The 20362-nt window shown below is 65.7% G+C and carries 16 protein-coding genes; 13 read left to right on the top strand and 3 right to left on the bottom strand.

The features are described 5' to 3' along the window. Window positions 1-13: 13 nt before the first annotated feature. The 7 genes from JHW40_RS20520 (at window position 14) to JHW40_RS20490 (ending at window position 9803) form a co-directional block, all read left to right on the top strand. Window positions 14-1597: an ABC transporter substrate-binding protein gene (locus JHW40_RS20520; protein ID WP_090616527.1), complete on the top strand. Its 1584-nt coding sequence runs from the start codon at window positions 14-16 to the stop codon at window positions 1595-1597. 88 nt (window positions 1598-1685) lie between these two features. Then, window positions 1686-2627 (top strand): ABC transporter permease, encoded by a 942-nt coding sequence (locus tag JHW40_RS20515; protein WP_090616531.1) that lies wholly within the window; start codon window positions 1686-1688, stop codon window positions 2625-2627. After that, window positions 2627-3508, top strand: coding sequence for an ABC transporter permease (locus tag JHW40_RS20510; RefSeq protein WP_090616479.1), 882 nt, complete (start codon window positions 2627-2629; stop codon window positions 3506-3508). Before JHW40_RS20515 ends, JHW40_RS20510 begins: the two co-directional genes overlap by 1 nt. A 1-nt stretch (window position 3509) precedes the next feature. Next, entirely contained in the window at window positions 3510-5168 is a 1659-nt protein-coding gene (locus JHW40_RS20505; RefSeq protein WP_090616482.1) for an ABC transporter ATP-binding protein, read from the top strand. A gap of 10 nt (window positions 5169-5178) precedes the next feature. Beyond that, complete coding sequence (locus tag JHW40_RS20500) at window positions 5179-6357, top strand: M20 aminoacylase family protein (protein ID WP_090616485.1); 1179 nt, start codon at window positions 5179-5181, stop codon at window positions 6355-6357. Further along, entirely contained in the window at window positions 6357-7490 is a 1134-nt protein-coding gene (locus tag JHW40_RS20495; RefSeq protein WP_090616488.1) for a M20/M25/M40 family metallo-hydrolase, read from the top strand. The genes JHW40_RS20500 and JHW40_RS20495 overlap by 1 nt, the downstream gene beginning before the upstream one ends. Before the next feature lie 6 nt (window positions 7491-7496). Further along, window positions 7497-9803 (top strand): penicillin acylase family protein, encoded by a 2307-nt coding sequence (locus JHW40_RS20490; protein WP_244519321.1) that lies wholly within the window; start codon window positions 7497-7499, stop codon window positions 9801-9803. A 9-nt stretch (window positions 9804-9812) separates the two neighbouring features. Here the strand turns inward: JHW40_RS20490 and JHW40_RS20485 are convergent, their stop codons facing one another. Continuing rightward, window positions 9813-11117 (bottom strand): solute carrier family 23 protein, encoded by a 1305-nt coding sequence (locus JHW40_RS20485; RefSeq protein WP_090616492.1) that lies wholly within the window; start codon window positions 11115-11117, stop codon window positions 9813-9815. A gap of 253 nt (window positions 11118-11370) precedes the next feature. Here JHW40_RS20485 and JHW40_RS20480 point away from each other — a divergent pair, with 253 nt between their 5' ends. The 6 genes from JHW40_RS20480 to JHW40_RS20455 are packed head-to-tail and all read left to right on the top strand — an operon-like array spanning window position 11371 to window position 16151. Next, window positions 11371-11694, top strand: coding sequence for a c-type cytochrome (locus JHW40_RS20480; protein WP_090616495.1), 324 nt, complete (start codon window positions 11371-11373; stop codon window positions 11692-11694). Beyond that, window positions 11691-12968 carry an NAD(P)/FAD-dependent oxidoreductase gene (locus JHW40_RS20475; protein ID WP_090616498.1) on the top strand — a complete coding sequence of 426 codons (1278 nt, stop codon included), beginning with the start codon at window positions 11691-11693 and terminating at the stop codon, window positions 12966-12968. The genes JHW40_RS20480 and JHW40_RS20475 overlap by 4 nt, the downstream gene beginning before the upstream one ends. Beyond that, window positions 12965-13972, top strand: coding sequence for a YeeE/YedE family protein (locus JHW40_RS20470; RefSeq protein WP_090616502.1), 1008 nt, complete (start codon window positions 12965-12967; stop codon window positions 13970-13972). Before JHW40_RS20475 ends, JHW40_RS20470 begins: the two co-directional genes overlap by 4 nt. Window positions 13973-13996: 24 nt before the next feature. Then, a complete protein-coding gene (locus JHW40_RS20465; RefSeq protein ID WP_090616537.1) occupies window positions 13997-15328 on the top strand; it encodes an FAD-dependent oxidoreductase in 1332 nt (443 codons plus the stop codon). Further along, window positions 15312-15809: a thiosulfate oxidation carrier protein SoxY gene (locus JHW40_RS20460; protein ID WP_090616504.1), complete on the top strand. Its 498-nt coding sequence runs from the start codon at window positions 15312-15314 to the stop codon at window positions 15807-15809. The genes JHW40_RS20465 and JHW40_RS20460 overlap by 17 nt, the downstream gene beginning before the upstream one ends. A 12-nt stretch (window positions 15810-15821) precedes the next feature. Then, complete coding sequence (locus JHW40_RS20455; RefSeq protein WP_090616508.1) at window positions 15822-16151, top strand: thiosulfate oxidation carrier complex protein SoxZ; 330 nt, start codon at window positions 15822-15824, stop codon at window positions 16149-16151. Window positions 16152-16166: 15 nt separating this feature from the next. On the opposite strand, the gene JHW40_RS20450 is transcribed toward JHW40_RS20455, so the two are convergent. After that, window positions 16167-19745 (bottom strand): hypothetical protein, encoded by a 3579-nt coding sequence (locus tag JHW40_RS20450; protein ID WP_139208236.1) that lies wholly within the window; start codon window positions 19743-19745, stop codon window positions 16167-16169. Next, the gene (locus tag JHW40_RS20445; protein WP_139208237.1) at window positions 19742-20353 is read right to left on the bottom strand and encodes a hypothetical protein; all 612 of its coding nucleotides are present in this window, start codon (window positions 20351-20353) and stop codon (window positions 19742-19744) included. The genes JHW40_RS20450 and JHW40_RS20445 overlap by 4 nt, the downstream gene beginning before the upstream one ends. Window positions 20354-20362 lie beyond the last annotated feature (9 nt).

Raw genomic sequence — 20362 nt, 5'->3', positions numbered from 1 at the left:
CAGAGAGATGAACATGCAAAACCCCCTGCCCTTCCTGCCAAGATCCGGCCTTTTCGCATCCGTGCTGACGCTGATCGCCTCGGGCGCGCTGGCCGAGACCACCGTCAGCGCCGTGATGCATTCCGATCTGCGCGTGCTGGACCCGGTGATTACCACCGCCCATATCACCCGCGACCACGGCTATATGATCTATGACGTGCTGATCGCCGAGGATGCGGATGGCGAGATCCAGCCCCAGATGGCCGAGTTCGAGGTCTCGGATGACGGGCTGACCTATACCTTCACCCTGCGCGATGGCCTTCAATTCCATGACGGCGCGCCGGTCACGGGCGCGGATGTGGTGGCGTCGCTTGAACGCTGGGGCCAGCGCGACACCGGCGGGCAGACGATCATGGATGTCACCGCCTCGATCGAGGCCACCGACGAACGCACCGTGGTCTGGACGCTGAATGAGCCCTTCGGGCCGCTGCTGGCGACGGTGGGCAAGCCATCGGGCGTGCCGCCCTTCATCATGCCGCAGCGGATTGCCGAAACCCCCGCCGATCAGGCGATCCAGGAACATATCGGCTCTGGCCCGTTCAAATTCGTGCCTGACGAGTTCCAGCCCGGCGTTGGCGTCTCTTATCTGCGCAACGACGATTATGTGCCGCGCGACGAGCCTGCCTCGAACTATGCCGGGGGCAAGGTGGTGAATGTGGACAAGGTGCGCTGGATCACCATGTCCGACAGCATGACGGCGGTGAACGCGCTGCAATCGGGCGATATCGACCTGATCGAATCGATGCCGGTCGATCTGATCCCGCTGCTGGAAGGCGACGATGCCGTCGTGGTCGAAAAGCGCGCCGAGTTCGGCTTCCAGACCATGGGCCGGCTGAACTTCAAGCATCCGCCCTTCGACAACCAGCAGATCCGGCAGGCCGCGCTGATGGCGATGTCGCAGGAACCGATCCTGGCCGCGCTGACCGCCAGCCCGGAATTCTATGACCTCTGCGGCGCGATCTTCGGCTGCGGCACGCGCTATGAGGACGCCACCGGGACCGAGACGCTGACGGCGGGCGGCGATCCCGAGACGGCGAAGAAGCTGCTGGAAGAGGCGGGCTATGACGGCACCCCCGTCGTGCTGATGCAACCGACCGACGGGCCGACGCTGCGCGCGCAGCCGGTGGTGGCGGCCCAGCAATTGCGGGCGGCGGGCTTCAACGTCGATATGCAGCCGATGGACTGGCAGACGCTGGTGACGCGCCGCGCCTCGATGGATGCGCCCGCGAATGGCGGCTGGAACGTGTTCTTCACCAACTGGCAGATCGCCGAAATCGCCAATCCGATCAGCAACGTGATGCTGAACGGGCGCGGCGATCAGGGCTGGTTCGGCTGGCCCGAGGATCCCGAGATCGAGTCGCTGAAACAGGAATTCATCGCCGCCACCACGCCCGAGGAACAGAAGGCCGTGACCGACCGGATTCAGGCCCACGCGATGGAGTTCGTGACCTATATCCCGCTTGGCGAATACAACTTTCCGCAGGCCCGCCGCACCGCGCTGGACGAGATGCTGCCCACCGCCAGCCCGGTCTTTTGGAACCTGACCAAGGCAGAATGATCGCGCCCGGCCCTGCCTTCGGGTGGGGCCGGTCCGGTCCGGCGCCATCGCGGCGTATGGTTTCAACACGGCTTGGCGGGGATACGCGATGCTGAGTTATATTCTGAAGCGGGTCCTGTCGGTGATCCCGGTGCTGGTTCTGGTCTCGGTCTTCGTCTTTCTGATGCTGCGGCTGACGCCCGGCGATCCGGCGGCGATCATCGCGGGCGACAATGCCACCCCCGAGACGCTGAACCGCATCCGCGAGGCGATGGGCCTGAACGAGCCGATCCTGACCCAATATGTCAGATGGATCACCGGCATCCTGCAAGGCGATTTCGGCAATTCGCTGATCTCGGGCGTGCCGGTGCTGGATCAGGTGGCGCATAGGGTGGCGCCCTCGATCTCGCTTGCGGTGCTGACGATCATCATGTCGGTTCTGGTGGCGATCCCGATGGGGGTGATCGCGGCGTGGCGGCATAAAAGCTGGGTCGATCTGCTGGTCATGTCCTTCTCGGTGCTGGGCTTTTCGGTGCCGGTCTTTCTGGTCGGCTATATCCTGCTGCTGATCTTCTCGGTCGGGCTGGGCTGGCTGCCGCCGCAGGGCTATACGCCGCTGTCCTCGGGGCTGGGGCCATTTATGGAACGCGCGATCCTGCCCGCGCTGACGCTGGCCTCGATCTATATCGCGCTGATCGCCCGCATGACCCGCGCCGCGATGCTGGATGTGCTGAACGAGGATTACATCCGCACCGCCCGCGCCAAGGGCGTCGGCGAAAGGCGCATCCTGTTCGTCCATGCGCTGAAAAACGCCGCCGTGCCCATCGCCACCATCGTCGGCGCGGGCTTTGCGCTGCTGATCTCGGGCGTGGTGGTGACGGAAACCATCTTCAACATTCCGGGCATCGGGCGGCTGACGGTCGATGCGATCCTGGCCCGCGACTATCCGGTCATTCAGGCGCTGATCCTGCTGACGGCCACGCTTTATGTCGCGGTCAACCTGCTGATCGACCTGTCCTATTCGCTGTTCGACCCGAGGATCCGCTACTGATGAGCATCGATCAACCTCATACGGACAAACCCCAGCTGCTGCGGCTGCTGGCCTTCCTGTCGCCCGCCCATACCGGCATCGGCACGCTGATCGCGGTGGCGATGCTGGCGGCGGTGATCCTGATCACGATCTTCTCGCCCTGGATCGCGCCGCATGATCCGCTGTCGATGGACCCGCTGAACCGGCTGAAACCGCCATCCGAGGATTACCTGCTGGGCACCGACGGCTATGGCCGCGACCTGTTTTCGCGGATGATCCTTGGCGGGCGGATATCGCTGCTGATCGGGATCTTCGCGGCGGTGGTGGCGCTGGTGATGGGCGTGGTGATCGGGCTGATCGCGGGTTATTTCCGGCTGGCCGATGCGCTGATCATGCGGGCGATGGATGCGCTGATGGCGATGCCCTCGATCCTGATCGCGGTGGCGCTGGTGGCGCTGAACGGGCCGTCCATCGGCTCGGTCATCGCGGCCATCACCATCCCCGAGGTGCCGCGCGTGGTGCGGCTGGTCCGCTCGGTCGTGCTCAGCGTGCGCGAGGAACCCTATGTCGAGGCCGCGACCGCGCTGGGGTCCTCGACGCCCAAGATCCTGTTCCAGCACCTGCTGCCCAACACCATGGCGCCGATGATCGTGCAGGGCACCTATATCGTCGCATCCGCCATCCTGACCGAGGCGCTGCTGTCCTTTCTGGGCGCGGGCATCAGCACCGAAATCCCGACATGGGGCAATATCATGGCCGAGGGCAGGCAGTATTTCCGCATCAATCCCGGCATCATCCTGTGGCCGGGCCTGCTGCTGACCATCTGCGTGCTGTCTATCAACCTGATCGGCGACGCGGCCCGCGACGCCCTCGATCCGCGCATGAAGAAACGGGAGGCCTGAGATGGACCTGAGAAACCGCGATTTTTCGGACGCGCCCGAGGTTCTGAATGTCCGCGATCTGGTGGTCGAGCTGTCGGGCAAGCCCAATCTGTCGCCGGTGCTGAAAGGCATCAGCTTTGACATCAGGCGCGGAGAGACCGTCTGTCTGGTCGGCGAAAGCGGCTCGGGCAAATCGGTGACCTCGCTGGCGACGATGGGGCTGTTGCCCAAGGGCGCGTTGCAGGTCCGCTCGGGGCAGATCCTGCTGAACGGGCAGAACCTGCTGGACCTGTCGCCCGGCCAGATGAAGCGCAAACGCGCCCGCGATCTGGCGATGATCTTTCAGGAACCGATGACGGCGCTGAACCCGGTGATGAAGGTCGGCGCACAGATCACCGAGGTTCTGGACATGCACAGCACCATGTCCACCAGCCAGAAACGCGCCCGCGTCATCGACATCATGGAACAGGTGCATCTGCCCGATGTGCGGCGCATCTTCGACAGCTATCCGCATCAGTTGTCGGGCGGCCAGCGCCAGCGGATCATGATCGCGATGGCGCTGATCCTGGAGCCCTCGTTGCTGATCGCGGATGAGCCGACGACGGCGCTGGACGTGACCACGCAGAAACAGATCCTGTCGCTGATCGCCGAATTGCAGGAAAAGCACGGCACGGCGGTTCTGTTCATCACCCATGACATGGGCGTGGTGGCCGAGATCGCCGACCGTGTCTGCGTCATGCGCAACGGCGAAATCCTTGAAACCGGGCTGATCCGGCAGGTTTTGCAGGAACCGCAGCACGGCTATACGCAGGCGCTGCTGACCGCCGTGCCCAGTCTGGTGCCACGAGAGGCCCGCCCCGACCCGGACCGCACGCCGGTTCTGGTGACCAGGGATCTGGGCAAGACCTACAGCAGCGGTTCGCTGTTTTTCAGAAAGCCCGATGTGCGGGCCTCCTTCGGGGTCAATTTCGCGCTGTCTCCGGGCCGGACGCTTGGCATCGTTGGCGAAAGCGGCTCGGGCAAGACCACCGTCGCGCGCTCGATCATGCGCCTGATCGAGCCGACCGAGGGCCAGATCCTGCTGGAGGGCGACGACATCGCCCATCTGTCCCGCGCCGAGCTGAAACCCAAGCGCAAGAAGTTGCAGGTGGTGTTTCAGGATCCGTTCCGCTCGCTCAACCCGCGCTGGACCATTGCGCGATCCATGACCGAGGGGCCGATCAACTATGGCACCCCCTATCGCGACGCGCTGGCCGAGGCGAAACGGCTGCTGAAGATCGTGTCGCTGCCCGAGGATGCGCTGAAACGCTATCCCCACCAGTTTTCCGGCGGGCAGCGGCAGCGGATCGCGATTGCCCGCGCGGTGATGCTGAAACCCGATGTGCTGGTCGCGGACGAGGCCGTCTCGGCGCTGGACGTGTCGGTTCAGGCGCAGGTGCTGGAGCTGCTGGACCAGTTGCAGCGCCAGACCGGCATCGCGATCATCTTCATCACCCACGACCTGCGCGTCGCCGCCCAGATCTGCGACGACGTGCTGGTGATGCAGCGCGGCCAGGTGGTCGAACAAGGCCCCGCCGGCCGCGTCCTGCATGATCCGCAACATGCCTATACCCGCGCGCTGATCGACGCCGCGCCGGGTCGTTTCTGGGATTTCGCAGCGCGAAAACCCCTTGCAGCCTGAGAGAGAGACCATGGCACTGATCCCATCCATCGAAGAAAACGCGCCCCGCATGCGCGCCATCTTCGAAGACCTGCACACCCATCCCGAAATCGGGTTCGAAGAGAAACGCACCTCGGCCATCGTGGAAAAACATCTGCGCGAATGGGGTTTCGACGAAGTCCATAGCGGCATCGCCGAAACCGGCGTCGTCGGCATCCTGCGCGGCAAGGGCAGCGGCAACCGCCGCATCGGGCTGCGCGCCGATATGGATGCGCTGCCGATTCAGGAAATCTCGGGGCTGGATTATGCCTCGCAGAATGCGGGCCGGATGCATGCCTGCGGCCATGACGGTCACACCACGATGCTGCTGGGTGCCGCGCAATATCTGGCCGCGACGCGCGATTTCGACGGCACCGCGGTTTTCATCTTCCAGCCCGCCGAAGAAGGTCTGGGCGGCGCGCGCCGCATGATCGCCGAAGGGCTGTTCCGCGACTTCCCGGTGGACGAGGTTTACGGCATGCACAACCAGCCGCTGTCGCGTCTGGGCCGCGCGGCGATCCGGCCCGGCGCGATGATGGCGGGGGCGGCGTTTTTCGACATCACCATCAACGGCAAGGGCAGCCATGCCGCCCAGCCGCACCGCTCGAAAGACGCGCTGGTCATCGGGGCCGAACTGGTCGGCCAGTTGCAGACCATCGTGTCGCGCAATGTCGATCCGGTCGATCCCTGCGTGCTGTCCTGCACGCAGTTCCATACCGGATCGGCCTATAACATCGTGCCCGAAACCGCCACGATCACCGGCACCGTGCGCTATTTCGACCAGAAGGTGATGGATCTGGTCGAACAGCGGATGCGCGAATTGTGCAACGGCATGGCGGCGGCCTATGGTGTCGGCATCGACCTTGATCTGCGCAATGTCTTTGACGTGCTGGTGAATGATCCCGATCTGACCGACGCCTATGTCGCGGCCGCGGCGGATGTGCTGGGCGCGGAAAACGTATCCGCCGAATGCCCGCAATTCATGGGGTCCGAGGATTTCGCCGATATGTCGGCGGCCATTCCCGGCGCCTATATCAATGTCATGCATGGCGGTGCGGCGGCGCTGCACAATCCCGCCTTCGTGCTGGAACCCGAGGTGTTGCCCATCGGATCATCCATCTATGCCCGCATCATCGAACGCCGCATGCCCCTGCTGAAAGAGAGCGCCTGATGTCCTTGACCGACCTGACTTTCGACCCCGAGGACATGATCGGGCGCCTGCGTCCGTGGATCGAGACCGAAAGCCCCACCTTCGACCCCGCCGCCCTTGCGCGCATGGTCGATCTGGCGGCCATAGACTGTGCCGCCGCCGGTGCCAGTATCGAGGTCATTCCGGGCCGTCCGGGTTTCGGCCCCTCGCTTCGGGCGAAATTCCCCCATCCCGATCAGGGCCAGCCGGGCATCCTGTTGTCGGGCCATCTGGACACGGTGCATCCGGTGGGCACGCTGCAACAGAACCCGTGGCGGCGCGAGGGCGGCAGGATCTTCGGTCCCGGCATTCAAGACATGAAGGGCGGCATCTTCGCCGCGCTGGAAGGGATGCGCCAGATCCTGCGGCAGGGGATGCAGACCCGCCTGCCCGTCACCTTCCTGCTGACCCCGGACGAAGAAATCGGCACCCCCGCCACCCGCGACCTGATCGAGCAGGAGGCGCGGATGAACAAATGCGTCATCCTGCCCGAACCCGCCACCGACGGGCATGGCTGCGTGATCGGGCGCTATGCCATCGCGCGGTTCAATCTGGAAACGCGCGGCGTGCCGTCCCATGCCGGATGGGCGTTGAAGGAAGGCCGCTCGGCCATTGCCATGATGGCCCGCAAGATCCCCGAAATCGAAGCGATGACGACCGACGACTGCACCTTCTCGGTCGGCGTGATCCATGCCGGGCAATGGGTGAACTGCGTGTCGTCCTCTTGCCATGCGGAAGTGCTGTCGATGGCCAAGACCGACGAGGATCTGGAACGCGGGATCGCCGCGATGCTGGCGCTTGCGGGCACCGAAAACGGGATCGAGCTGATCGTGACCCGCGGCGTGACCCGCCCGGTCTGGAAACCCGGCCAGCCGCAGGATCTGGCGCTGTTCGACACCGCCGCCGCGATTGCGAAACAGGTCGGGTTCGATCTGACGCATCAGCCCTCGGGCGGCGGCTCGGACGGCAATTTCACCGGCGCGCTGGGGATTCCGACGATCGATTCCACCGGCCTGCGCGGCGCGGGCCTGCATACCCTGACCGAGCATGTCCTTGAGGACAGTCTGGTCGAGCGCGCCCGGTTCCACGCGGGTCTGTTCCTTGAACTGGCCTGAACAGGCGTGACGCAGACCAGCTACCGTGTGGCGGGCCTTGATGCGGATGTGACGATCCGCATCGACCGCTGCGGCATTGCCCATATCCGGGCCGAAACCCGTGACGACCTGTTCTTTGCCCAGGGCTGGAACGCCGCCCGCGACCGGCTGTGGCAGATCGACCTTGCCCGCAAGCGCGGCCTTGGCCTTCTGGCGGGGGATTTCGGCCCCGGCTATCTGGAGCAGGACCGGGCGTCGCGACTGTTTCTGTATCGCGGCGCGATGGGGCCGGAATGGGCGGCCTATGCCCCCGATGCGCAGGCGATCTGCACGGCCTTCGCGGCGGGGATCAATGCCCATGTCCGCGACGTGCTGGCGGGCGATCTGCCGCTGCCGCCCGAGTTTGCGCTGCTGGGCAACCGCCCCTCGCTGTGGCAGCCCGAGGACGTGGTGCGCATCCGCAGCCATTCGCTGACCCGCAACGCCACTTCGGAACTGCTGCGGGCGCGGGTCATGGCGCTGGCGGGCGCGGACAGGGGGGCGCGACTGGACCTGCTGCGCCGCAATCTGGAACCGCCGGTCACGCCCACCTTCGCCGATGGCCTTGATCCGGCGATCCTGAGCGACCGCGTGCTGCGGGATTTCCTGCTGGCGGTCAGCCCGGTCAGCTTTAGCCGCGAACGTCTGGACGCCGGGCCGGACGAGGCGCATCTGTGGACGCAACCCACCGCCCTGGGCGAGATCGACCGCATCGCCACCACCGAGGGCTCGAACAACTGGGTGGTGTCGGGCGCGCGCACCGCCTCGGGGCGGCCGATCCTGTGCCTTGACCCGCATCGCACCCATGCCCTGCCCTCGGTGCGTTACCTCGTTCATCTGACCATGCCCGGCTTCGACGCCATCGGCGCGGGCGAGGCGATGGTGCCCGGCATCTCGATGGGTCACAACGGCACCGCCGCCTTCGGGCTGACCATCTATGGCGCGGATCAAGAGGATATCCGCGTCTATGACATCCATCCCGACGATCCCGATCTGTACCGCCATGACGGCGGCTGGCGGCGGATGGATACGGTCCGCGAAACCATCCCCCTGCGCGGCCATCCCGACCGGCAGGTCACGCTGCGTTTCACCTGTCACGGCCCGGTCGTCCATCAGCAGGGGGGCCACGCATTCGCGGTGCAGACGGTCTGGACCCGGCCCGGAACCGCGCCCTATATGGCCAGCCTCTCGGTCATGCGGGCAAGGGACCGGGGCGCATATCTGGCGGCGCTGAGGGGCTGGGGCTGCCCGTCGGTCAATCACATCTATGGCGATACCGCCGGCGATATCGTCTGGAAACCTTCGGGTGCCGAGCCTTTGCGTCAGGGGCATGACGGGCTGTTGCCGGTGCCGGGCGACGGGCGTTACGAATGGCAGGGCATGGCCGCGCCCGAGGACACGCCCATCGAGGTGAACCCGACGCGCGGCTTCATCGCCACCGCCAATGCAATGAACCTGCCCGAGGACTGGCAGGGACGCATCCCCGGCCATGAATGGCTGGATCGCAGCAGGCATGACTGGCTGAACCGGACTCTGGCCGGAAACGGGGCCGTGACCTTGCAGGATTGCGCGGCGATGCAGACAAGCTGCCATTCCGATATCGCGATGCGGCTGGCCGACTGGCTGCGATCCATGCCGATCCCGCAGGCGATGCAGGACCTGCTGGCGGATTTCAGCGGCGATCTGGGGCCGGACGGCAATGCCGCGGCCTTGATCGAGATCTGGCTGTCGCGCCACCTTGGCCCTGCCATCGCCCGGCTGGAGGGGGCCAGCGACGCCGCGCTGGCGCTGCTGGAACCCTTTGACCACGCCGCGCTGGCGGCGTGGGTCGAGGCGCAAACGTCGCTTTGCCCTGCCATCCTGACATCGCTGCGGGCCGCATGGGCGGATTGCCAGCGGCTGATGGGCGATGATCCGGCGCGGTGGTCATGGGGCGCGGTCCACCGGCTGCGCCTGTGCCATCCGCTGCACCGGCTGGCGCCCGAGGCGTGGTCCATGGCCGATATTCCGCGCGGCGGGTCGTCCTCATCGCCGAATTACGCGGGTTATCGCCCCGGTGATCTTGGGGTCGAGATGGGGCCGTCGGTGCGGATGCTGATTGATGTCGGTGAATGGGACAACAGCCTGTTCATCAATTCGCCCGGCCAGTCGGGCATTCCCGGCTCGGCCCATTACACCGATCTGCTGGCGGCCTGGGCCGGGGGGGAATATCGCCCGCTGCTCTATTCCAGCGCGGCGATCGACCGGGCGACCGAGGCGCGCATCATCCTGCGCGCAACCGCGCAGGGTGATTGAGCCGCGCTGTCAGCCGTTCCTTGCCGGAACCGGGCGCGGGTCGCGCCTGCGGATGCCCAGCACCTGATAGAGAAACAGCGCCGCGAAGGTCGAGGTGCCGATACCGCCCAGGGCAAAACCAGCAATCTCCACGGTGAAATCGCCGCCGCCGAAAATCAGCGCCACACCCACCGTGAACAGGTTGCGCGGGTCCGAGAAATCGACCTTGTTGTCCACCCAGATCCGCGCCATGGCCGAGGCGATCAGGCCAAAGACCGATACCGCAAGCCCGGCCAGAACCGGCGCCGGGATGGTTTGCAGGATGGCGCCGAATTTGGGTGACAGGCCCAGCAGAATGGCGATCACCGCAGCCATCGGAAAGATCAACGTCGAATAGACCTTCGTCATCGCCATGACGCCGATATTCTCGGCATAGGTGGTCACCCCGGTGCCGCCGCCACTGCCCGCCAGCATGGTGGCCAGCCCGTCGCCCAGAAAGCCGCGCCCGATATAGCGGTCCATGTTCTGCCCGGTGATCGCACCCAAAGCCTTGATATGGCCAAGGTTCTCGGCCACCAGAACGATGGCGACCGGGGCGATCAGGCTGATCGCCTGCCATTCGAAAACCGGCGCGGTGAATTGCGGCAACCCGAACCACGGCGCGGCGGCGATGGCGCTGAAATCAATGCCCGGCACCAGTCCCAGCCCGTTGCCGAAGACCAGCACCAGAAGATAGCCGAAGATCAGCGCCAGCAGCACCGCCACCCGTCGCGTGGCCTGCGTGCCATAGACCGAGATCGCCGCCATCGCCAGCACCGTCGTCAGCGCGATGCTCAGATGGGCATGGCTGCCGGCCAGCTGGCCCACCGCGACCGGGGCAAGGTTCAGCCCGATCGCCACGCCGATGGCGCCGGTCACCGCAGGCGGCATCAACCGCTCGACCCAGCCCGAGCCGATGGCCATCACCACCAGTCCGATCAGCGCGTAGATCAGCCCCGCCACGACGATCCCGCCCAAAGCGACGGCGATATTGGGATTGGCCCCGCCCCCGGCGAAGCCGGTCGCCGCCATGATCACCGCGATGAAGGCGAAGGAAGAGCCCAGATAGCTGGGCACCCTGCCTCCGGTCACGATGAAGAACAGCAATGTGCCGATGCCGGAAAAGAACACCGCGACATTGGGATCGAAGCCCATGATCAGCGGCGCGAGGATGGTCGAGCCGGACATGGCCAGCAGGTGCTGCACGCTCATCGGCAGGGCGGCGGCGGTTGGCAGCTTTTCATCAGGCAGAACGGTGGCGCCACTGGCCGGACGCCATTTCGGGAAATAGCCCATCAGGTCCCTCGGATAACGGTTGCGTGAGGGTCATGAACCAAAGGCCGGGAAAGTGCCAGAGGCAGGGTGGCTGTGTCCCGCGAGCGCCGGGGGTTTTACACCCCCGGACCCCCGAGGATATTTGCACACCAAAGATCGGGCGGCCGGTTTTGGGTGCTTGTCGCTTTTTTGGTGGCTTGGGGCGAGGCAAGGGGGCAGGATCGTGGGCGAGCGCCTGTCTGTTACGTCATCATAGCCAGAAAAGGGGGTTTTCATGCCCGCCAGCCATCCCGTTCTGACGCGTTGCGTCGTGTCGGTGGTTTTTGCCAGCCTTGCTTCGGTCGTCTGGGCCGGGGATGGGCAGGCCGATGCCCGCGTTCTTGCCGGGCCCTGTGCCAGTTGCCACGGGCCGGACGGGCGTTCTCCGGGGGCCATTCCCTCGATCGCCGGATTGCCCGAAGCCGGGTTGCAGCAGCGGTTGACCGCGTTCAGGGACGGATCCGCCGATGACGCCACGGTCATGGGGCGCTTGATGCGCGGCTATGACGATGCACAGATCGCGGCTTTGGCCCGCTGGTTTTCGGAGATCGAACAATGAGCATGACCCGACGCGATATTCTGGGCGGGATGGCCGGGCTGGGGGCGCTGGCGCTGCCCGGGCTGGTGCGGGCCGATACCGGGGCGGCGCATGTCGTCGTGATCGGTGGCGGTTTCGGCGGGGCGACCGCGGCGCGCTGTCTGCGGCGGTGGAACGAGGGCATGCGGATCACCCTGATCGAGCCGGCCGAGCGTTTCGTGACCTGCCCGTTCTCGAACCTCTATCTGGGCGGATTGCGGGACTGGGACAGCATCACGCATGGTTACGGCGATCTGCGCGCGGCGGGGATCGAGATCGTTCATGCCGTGGCGCAGGATGTCGATGGCGCGGCGCGGCGGGTGGTGCTGGAGGATGGAACCGCGCTGTCTTATGACCGGCTGGTGCTGTCGCCGGGGATCGATTTCCGCTGGGATGCGCTGGAAGGCTATGACGAGGCGGCGGCGGAACTGGCGCTGCATGCCTGGAAGGCCGGGCCGCAGACGCAGGCCTTGAAGGCGCAGCTGGAGGCGATGGAGGATGGCGGACGCTTTGTCATGTCGATCACCGATGGCGCCTTCCGTTGTCCGCCGGGACCCTATGAGCGCGCCTCGATGGTGGCGCATTACCTGAAGACGCATAAGCCGGCCTCGAAGATCCTGCTGCTGGACAGCAAGGAAAGCTTCTCGAAACAGGGGTTGTTCCAGCAGGGCTGGGCGGCGCTTTATGGCGAGATGATCGAATGGGTCGGGCAGGTGGATGACGGGCAGGTCATTCGCGTCGATGCGCAGGCGCGCGAGGTGGAAACCGCCTTCGGCCAGATCCACAAGGCCGATGTGCTGAATGTGGTGCCGCCGCAAAAGGCCGGATGGATCGCGGAACGTGCCGGGGTGACGGATGCCAGCGGCTGGGTGCCGGTCCGGGGCAACAGCTTCGAGTCGACGCAGGTCGCGCATATCCATGTCGTGGGCGACGCCACCATCGCCGCGCCGATGCCGAAATCGGGGTTCTGCGCCAATGCGCAGGCCAAGGTCGCCGCCGCCGCGATCAGCGCCGATCTGGCCGGGCACGAGCCGCCCGCCGCCAGTTTCATCAATACCTGTTACAGCCTTGTGGGGCCGGATTGGGGGATCTCGGTTGCGGGGGTCTATCGCGCCGAAGATGACGCCATCGTCGAGATCGCGGAATCAGGCGGGGTCAGCCCGATCGACGCCGATGCCGCATTCCGCAAGGCCGAGGCCGTCTATGGCGCCGGCTGGTATGCGGCGATTTCGGCCGATATCTGGGGGACGGCATGAATGCGGTCCTGCTGGGGCTGGTGCTTGGCGGGATTTTCGGGGCGGCCGCACGGGCGGGGCAGTTCTGCCTGCTGAGGGGCATGAAGGGCGTGATGGCCGGGGGCGATCTGTCCGCGATCCGCGCCTTTGCGCTGGCGCTGGCGGTGGCGGTCTGCGCCACGCAGGCGCTGAACCTGTGGGGTGGCACCGATCTGGCGGCGGCGCTGCCCATGCGGGACCGGTTCTCATGGGTGGGGATGCTGGCCGGGGGCGCGATCTTCGGCATCGGCATGGTGCTGGCCAATGCCTGTGGCGCGCGGTCGCTGGTGCTGGCGGCGGGCGGCAATATGCGCTCGGTTCTGGTGCTGCTGTGTCTGGGTCTGGCGGCGCAGGCCAGCCTGACCGGGGTGCTGGCGCCGCTGCGTGGCTGGGTGGCGTCTATGGGGCAGATCCGGCCCGCCGCAGCATCGCTGCCGCAACTGTTCCCGACGATAGAGCCGCAACTCGCCGTGGCGCTGGTGGCGGGGCCGCTGGCTCTGGTGCTGGTCTGGTTTGCCTTGCCGCTATGCCGACGCCATCCATTGCAGGCCGCCTGCGCGGCGATCATCGGGCTGGCGGTGGCGGGTGGCTGGTGGATCACCCATGTCACCGACGATCCCTTCGATCCCAGAGTGCTGACCTCGATCAGCTTCATCGGGCCGATGGGCGACGGCATGCTGTGGCTGATGCTGTCCACCGGGCGGGCGCTGAATTTCGGCGTCGCGGTGGTGGCGGGCACGGCGCTGGGGGCGCTGGCCGTGGCGCTTCTGTCGCGCGACTTCCGCCCCGAAAGCTTTGCTTCCGCCACCCAGATGCAGCGGGCGATGGCGGGCGGCGTCCTGATGGGTTTTGGCGGCGTGCTTGCCTTGGGGTGCTCGATCGGGCAAGGTCTGAGTGGTGTGTCAACACTGTCGCTGGCCAGTCTGGTCGCGTTTTCGGGTATCCTTGCCGGAATAGCGGTTGGTCTGGTCGTTGTTCGTAGCTGAATGTTGCAAGGAATTGACCCGATGATCCGTCGCCGCACACTTCTTACAGCCGCCCCATCGCTGGCCCTTGGGATGGGATTGCTGGGCCGGGGCGCCCTTGCCGCACCGGCTGCGCTGACATCCGACACCACGCTGATGCCGCGAACCGGCAAGGGGCCGCGGATCGTGATCTGCGGCGGCGGCTGGGGCGGGCTGTCTTCGGCCCGACATCTGCGCGACCAGTTGCCCGACGCCGAGGTGATCGTGCTGGAGCGCAACCCGATCTTCTGGTCCTGCCCGATGTCGAACAAATGGCTGATCGACGTGGTGGACACCGCCTTCCTGACCCATGACATGCTGGCCCCGGCGAACAACCACGGTTATCGCCTTGTGCAATGCGAAGTGACCGGGTTCGAGCGTGACAAGAAGATCGTGCGCACCTCGAAGGGAAATGTGGATTACGATTTCCTGATCCTGGCCGGGGGCATCCGCAACGCCTATGACGCGTGGTTCGGCGACGACCATGAGGCGGCGGAATATACCCGGACGCATTTCCCCTCGGCCTATATCGCCAATGCCGAGCATTTGAAGCTGAAGAACATGCTGCGCGACTTCAAGGGCGGCACCATCGTGATGACCCTGCCGCCGCCGCCGCATCGCTGCCCGCCCTCGCCCTATGAACGCGCCTGCGTCATGGCGTGGCATTTCAAGGTGAACAACATCCCGGCGAAGATCCTGATCCTTGACCCCAAGCCGGGGATCGCGCCGATCAGCGCCGGTTACCGCGCCGCCTTCGAGGAACTGTATCCCGACATCATCACCCATGTGCCGAATGCGCGGGTGCGCGAGCTTGATCCCTGGAACAAGCGGATCATGACCGAGGCGGGCGATTTCGATTTCGACGAGGCCGTGATCATGCCGCCGCATCAGGCGTCGGAGATGCTGTTCCACGCCGATCTGATCGGCAAGGATGAAAACGGCAATCCGACCGGCTGGGCCGATATGGATCAGCGCCTGTTCCACGCCAATGCCGACGACAGCGTCTATATCGTCGGCGACAGCATGGGGGCGATCTCGCCGCATTTCGGGCATTACCCGAAAAGCGCCCATGTCGCGAATTACATCGCCAAGATCGTGGCGCGCAATATCGGCCAGCGGGTGCGCGACGAAGAGGTCGTGGCCGAACTGCCCGACAACCTGTGCTATATGCTGGTCAATGGCGACCCGCGCGAGGCGATCTCGGTCGAGTTCACCTATGAGGTCGGCGCCGACGGGCTGGTGCATCAGAACCAGATCGACATCGACGTACGCACGCCCGACCTGCTGGAAGAGGATTTCGTCTGGGTGAACGGGATGTTCGATGACTTCCTGCGCTGACATCGACCGCCGGGGGCTGCTGCTGACGGGAACCGCGCTTGGCGCGGGCCTCGTATGCGGCATGGTGCCGCTTGGTGCCGCCGCGCAGATCGTCAGCGAGGCCACGCCGCAACCCGACGATGCCGAAGCCGATCGCATCGCCGCCGAATTTCTGGGCGGGGCGGTGCCGCTGGCCGAAGGGCTGGCGCTGGATCTGCCCGCGCTTGGCGACAATCCGGCCGCCGTGCCGGTCCGGGTGCATCTGACCGAAGCCGTCAGTGAAACGAATTACTGCGAGGAGCTGATCGTGCTGGCCCAACGCAATCCCCGCCCGCTGGCCTGCCGGTTCCGGTTCACGCCGCTGACCGGCTCGGTCGATGTCGCGCTGCGCGTGCGGCTGATGGAAAGCATGGGGCTGCGGGCGATCGCGCGAATGAATGACGGCCGTTTCCTTGAGGCGCGCGCCGATATCACCGTCGCCGCCGGCGGCTGTGGCATGTAAGGGGCCGAAGGCATGAGCAGACCCCCGCGTATCTGGATCAGCAACGAGACCCCGGAAAAGGGTGAAATCCTGCGGGTCCGCGCGCAGATCGTTCACCCGATGGAGACCGGCTTTCGCTTTGGCCCCGATGGAGAGCCGTTGCCGATGAATATCGTGACCCGGTTTCAGGCCTTGTTGGACGATGATCTGCTGCTGGAATGGCAGCCCGAAACCGCGATCTCGCAAAACCCCTATATCGAGTTCACCTTCGCCGCCCTGCGCAGCGGGCAGTTGCGCATGATCTGGACCGATGACAGCGGCGAGGTCGCCGCGGCCACGCAGGATATCGAACTGGCCGGATAGAACCGGCCAGCCTCCCTAGAACTGCGACGTGATGTTCAGGAACACCCCGCGATCCGGCAGGTCGATGGTGCGCAGATCGTCCGAGACCTTGCCCCACAGATAACCGCCCCCGACCCGCAGGTGATCGCCGAACAGCCGGTAAACCCCCGCCAGCGCCGCCTTTTCCGTCGTGTTCGAGCCGGGCGTATGCAGCGCGCGGATCTCGGCCATGACATCCCAGTTGTGGACGACGTGATAATCGGCGCGCAGCACGCCCAGATGCGCCTCGCTGCGGACGAACGTGTCGCTGCCGCGTTCCGCCGCCCGGCGCATGCGATAGCCGTATTTCGCCCCCAGCGTCCAGACCGGGCTGGCCTGCCAGTTGACCGCCGCGTTCAGGATATGGCTTTTCTGGCGCGGCCCCTCGATATCGCCGTCGATATTGACCTGATCGGCACCCGGCATGTCGTAAAGATAGGTATAGCTGAACAGCCCGTTCACCCGGTCATTCGATACCGGCCGCCAGGCATAGCCCAGCCGTGCCTCGACATAGCGGCCATTGCGGAAAGAGCTTTGGTCGCTGTCCGAGATCACGCTGTCCAATGAGGAAACGAAGCGCCAGTCCTCGCTGACCTTGTTCTCGTAAAAGCCCGAGACCAGCCAGGTATCGCGGTCCAGCTCATTATCGGGGCGGTTGGATTCCTCGTGACGCCATTCGCCGCGCAGCCCGGCGCCCATGACGTCGCCCTCGCTATAGCGCGTGCCCAAAGACAGCCCGCGCCGCTTCAGGCTTGTGCCATCGGATTCGGTGCTTTCGCCATGTTGCACCATCGCGTCGAAACGCCAGCGCTGATCCGGCGTATAGGTGACGCCGTAGCCCGAGGTCAGCGAAGGCCGCGTGCCGAAGGCGCTGTAGGTGCTTTCCGAGGTATAGGACCAGCGGTCGTTCACCTTCGAGCTGCTGCCAAAGACCAGACTGCCGCGATCCCGCCCGCTGAAATCCGTTGCATCGAAACGCCGCAGCGGGTCCAGCCGGTAACCGATGGTGGTGACGCTGTCGGCATTCGGGCGATAGCCCAGCTCGACCCGCCCCGCCGTACCCAGAGAGCCGTCCGAAACCTCGGCCAGCACCTCGACCCGGTCGGTCAGCCGCGCGCTGGCCCCGATACCGCCGCGATCATTGCTGTGCCGCGTCGGGTCATGCGACAGCGTCGCCTGCCCGAAGACCCAGACCGACAGATCCTCGTCGCGCGCCCATGTCAGGCGCAGCGCGGCATCGGTGCGGTTGCCGAAATCATCGGGCGATCCGGCCTCGTCGCGGTGATCGCGGGCGATTTCGCCCTCCAGCCCCCATGTTTCGCTGATTTGATGGGCAAAGCCGAGCCGCGCCTTTTCCTCGCGCTTGCCGTCATCGCGCCGCAGCGCCTCGCCCCCGAAGGTCAGGTCGGTCCGCGCCGTCAGCGCCACATGGCCCGACAGGCCCCAGGCCTTCTGATCGTATTGGATATCGTGATCGGGCGAGGAAAAACCCGCATCCTTGCGGTCATAATAACCCGCAATTTCTCCGCGCAATCCTGCAAAGGCCAGATCCGTGCGCCCGGCGATACGCCACGAATCCGCGCGCAGGCCCGGCAGGCCATAGCTGGGATCGGACGGGTTCAGCCCGTCGCCACTTTCCAGATCCAGCCCGCCATTCAGCGAAAAGCTGGAACCAAAGCCCGGCCCTTCGCTGGTGGCATATTCCAGCAGCAATTCCCGGCTTTCACCGTCGCGCAGCAGGATATCGGCCCCGATCAGTTCCTGATCGGCCAGCCCGGTCGTCTCGCGCAGCGCCGAGGCGCCGACGCGAACATGATCGCCCACCCAGTATTCACCACGCAGCCCGGCGCTGTAGCCATCGACCTCGCCCGTGGTCGGCACATATTCATATTGCGCCACCAGATTGACGTCGTAATCCCCCAGCGGATTGTTCGACACCAGCCCCTCGCCACCAACCGAAGATGACAGCGGGGCATTCAGGATCACCACGCCCTGCACCGCGTTGATGCGGTAATCCGCACCCTCGGTCAGGCGGCGGGTTTCGACCACAAGGCCGGTGGTGCGCGACCGCACCTCGACCGTGATGGTTTCGCTGTCCACCAGCAGATCCTGACGCGACAGGAAATAGGCGCTGCCCCCCGTCGCACGCAGAACGTCGCGCTGCATCAGACTGTCGGCCTGCGCCCCATAGCCCGAAACCCGCAGCCGGCTGTCCCCCTGCGCGGTCACGTCAAGCGAGCGGTATTCGCCCGAGGCACCGTAAAGCGCCCGGTCCGAACGCACTGTCAGATCGCCCGAATCCTGCGGCTTGAAATCACCCCATTGCAGGTGGCTGCCATCGCGTTCGGCACGCAGGAAGAACCGCCCCGAGGATGGCGCCAGTTCCGTCATCTGCGAATCGTCGCCGAAGGTGTTGAACACATCCTCGGATTTCATCGACCGCAGGGTCTGGTCGGGAAACTTGCGGCCGAAATTGCGGAACAGATCGCGCAGTTCGGCCTCTCGCGTATCGACCGAGGCGGTGATCCGCGTGCCATTGGCCAGCGTACCCTGCGCGAAACCGGCAAGGCGGCCCATGCGCCAGGTATCGCCGTCATGGCGACCAACGGTCACATCCACGATGCCGGTCGCGAACCATTCCGATTTCTCGATGGTGACCGAGCGGTCCATCCGCCGTCCGTCGATCGCGATCGCCACCCCATGCGTGCCGGGCGGCAGGATGCGCTGGACCACGAAGCGACCCGAGGGATCAACCGGCACGGCCTCTCCCAACACCTGCACCATCTGCCCGGCGGGGGCGTGGCCGGACACGGTGATCGCACCGCCCTGCACCGGGATGCCGCGCCGCGCGGTCATGTCGTCGCCTTCGGCCGCAGCCGTCACCGGGCCGGTCAGGTCCGGCGCGATCACGCTGGCGGCACGCGACAGCGCAAGGCTGCGGGTCTCGTCCCGCCTGCCGCCGCTGTCCGAGACGCGCAGGAAATACAGGAACTCGTCAGGTCCCTCGGCGGGCATGGTCCAATCCGCCACGCCATTGGGGCGGATCGGCACGGCGGCCAGTGTGCGGCCGCGAATATCGGTCACGACCACCTCGGCCCGGCTGATCCATGCGGGATAGTTCGCCGAGGCCCGGAACGTCACCGTCTCGCCCGCCACGAAGCTTTCGCGCAGATCGGCGGTGGCGACGGCCAGTCGCGGCCTGCCGCCCAGCCCGTCATAGGTCAGATCAACCCCGGCCAGATCCAGCAGCCGGTCGATCTCGCGCATCCGCTCGGGGCGCGCGGGCGCCCCGGCGATGGTCCGGCGCGGGGCGTCGGGTCCGGCCTCGACCGCGTCGATGGAAATCGAGAAGCCGATATCCCCCAGTGCCGGCGCCGGACCTTCCGAGACATTCGGCTGCACCGGGCGGCTGACCACGGTTCCCGCATTGTAATGGCTGCAATCGCCCGCGTAATCCACGCCATCGGCGCGACAACCATCGGCCTGCGATCCGGTCGCGCCCATCAGCGCCGACACCGCCACACCACCGGCAAGAACGACCCGCAAAGCGGAAGGCGAAAAACTTATCCGCTTCATTGTGCCTCTCCCACGCGTTGAATGAGGGTTTCGATGTTCAGCTTGTATTGACCGTTGCCGCGCCACAGATCGCGCAAGCTGCGGTCAACCTGCCGCAAGCGTTGACGTGCGGTCTGCTCGGCTTCGCCCGGCGACAGCAGATAGGTGATGCGCAACATGCTGGTCGTGTCGCGGATCTCGGCCACCAGCTGACGCAGACCGGCCTGCAACGGTGCGCCCATATCGGCGCCGTCAAAGGCATTGGCCGCCAGATCGACCCGCACCAGCCGCGCCATGGTCGCCCCGAAATCAAGCCGGGTGATCATGCCGGGGGTCAGGCGCACGACGCGCGGGTTCTCGGTCGTCAGGCGATAGCCTGCAGGCAGGGTCCGCTCGTCCAGTTTCAGCATGAAGTTCGAGCCGATCGCCTGCGGCAGCGCCGCGCAGGGCACGTTGAAGCGGCCATGCGCATCGGTGTTGATCGCCAGCCCGTTGGGCGCAACCAGCCGCACATTGGGCAGACCGCGTTCCTCGGCCGACTGGCTCATATGGCCGTTCTGGTCGGCATCGTCGAAGACCCGGCCCAGCACGGTCGCGCATTGCATGACCGCATCGGCCAGCACCCGCACCGTCGCCGT

The sequence above is a fragment of the Paracoccus alcaliphilus genome (assembly GCF_028553725.1).
GTDB lineage: Bacteria > Pseudomonadota > Alphaproteobacteria > Rhodobacterales > Rhodobacteraceae > Paracoccus > Paracoccus alcaliphilus.
This window is presented reverse-complemented; position numbering and strand designations above follow the sequence as displayed.

Excerpts from the sequence above, each read along its gene's own strand:
- JHW40_RS20520 (WP_090616527.1), top strand. The coding sequence starts at position 14 with ATGCAAAACCCCCTGCCCTTCCTGCCAAGATCCGGCCTTTTCGCATCC.
- JHW40_RS20515 (WP_090616531.1), top strand. The coding sequence starts at position 1,686 with ATGCTGAGTTATATTCTGAAGCGGGTCCTGTCGGTGATCCCGGTGCTG.
- JHW40_RS20510 (WP_090616479.1), top strand. The coding sequence starts at position 2,627 with ATGAGCATCGATCAACCTCATACGGACAAACCCCAGCTGCTGCGGCTG.
- JHW40_RS20505 (WP_090616482.1), top strand. The coding sequence starts at position 3,510 with ATGGACCTGAGAAACCGCGATTTTTCGGACGCGCCCGAGGTTCTGAAT.
- JHW40_RS20500 (WP_090616485.1), top strand. The coding sequence starts at position 5,179 with ATGGCACTGATCCCATCCATCGAAGAAAACGCGCCCCGCATGCGCGCC.
- JHW40_RS20495 (WP_090616488.1), top strand. The coding sequence starts at position 6,357 with ATGTCCTTGACCGACCTGACTTTCGACCCCGAGGACATGATCGGGCGC.
- JHW40_RS20485 (WP_090616492.1), bottom strand. The coding sequence starts at position 11,117 with ATGGGCTATTTCCCGAAATGGCGTCCGGCCAGTGGCGCCACCGTTCTG.
- JHW40_RS20480 (WP_090616495.1), top strand. The coding sequence starts at position 11,371 with ATGCCCGCCAGCCATCCCGTTCTGACGCGTTGCGTCGTGTCGGTGGTT.
- JHW40_RS20475 (WP_090616498.1), top strand. The coding sequence starts at position 11,691 with ATGAGCATGACCCGACGCGATATTCTGGGCGGGATGGCCGGGCTGGGG.
- JHW40_RS20470 (WP_090616502.1), top strand. The coding sequence starts at position 12,965 with ATGAATGCGGTCCTGCTGGGGCTGGTGCTTGGCGGGATTTTCGGGGCG.
- JHW40_RS20460 (WP_090616504.1), top strand. The coding sequence starts at position 15,312 with ATGACTTCCTGCGCTGACATCGACCGCCGGGGGCTGCTGCTGACGGGA.
- JHW40_RS20455 (WP_090616508.1), top strand. The coding sequence starts at position 15,822 with ATGAGCAGACCCCCGCGTATCTGGATCAGCAACGAGACCCCGGAAAAG.
- JHW40_RS20450 (WP_139208236.1), bottom strand. The coding sequence starts at position 19,745 with ATGAAGCGGATAAGTTTTTCGCCTTCCGCTTTGCGGGTCGTTCTTGCC.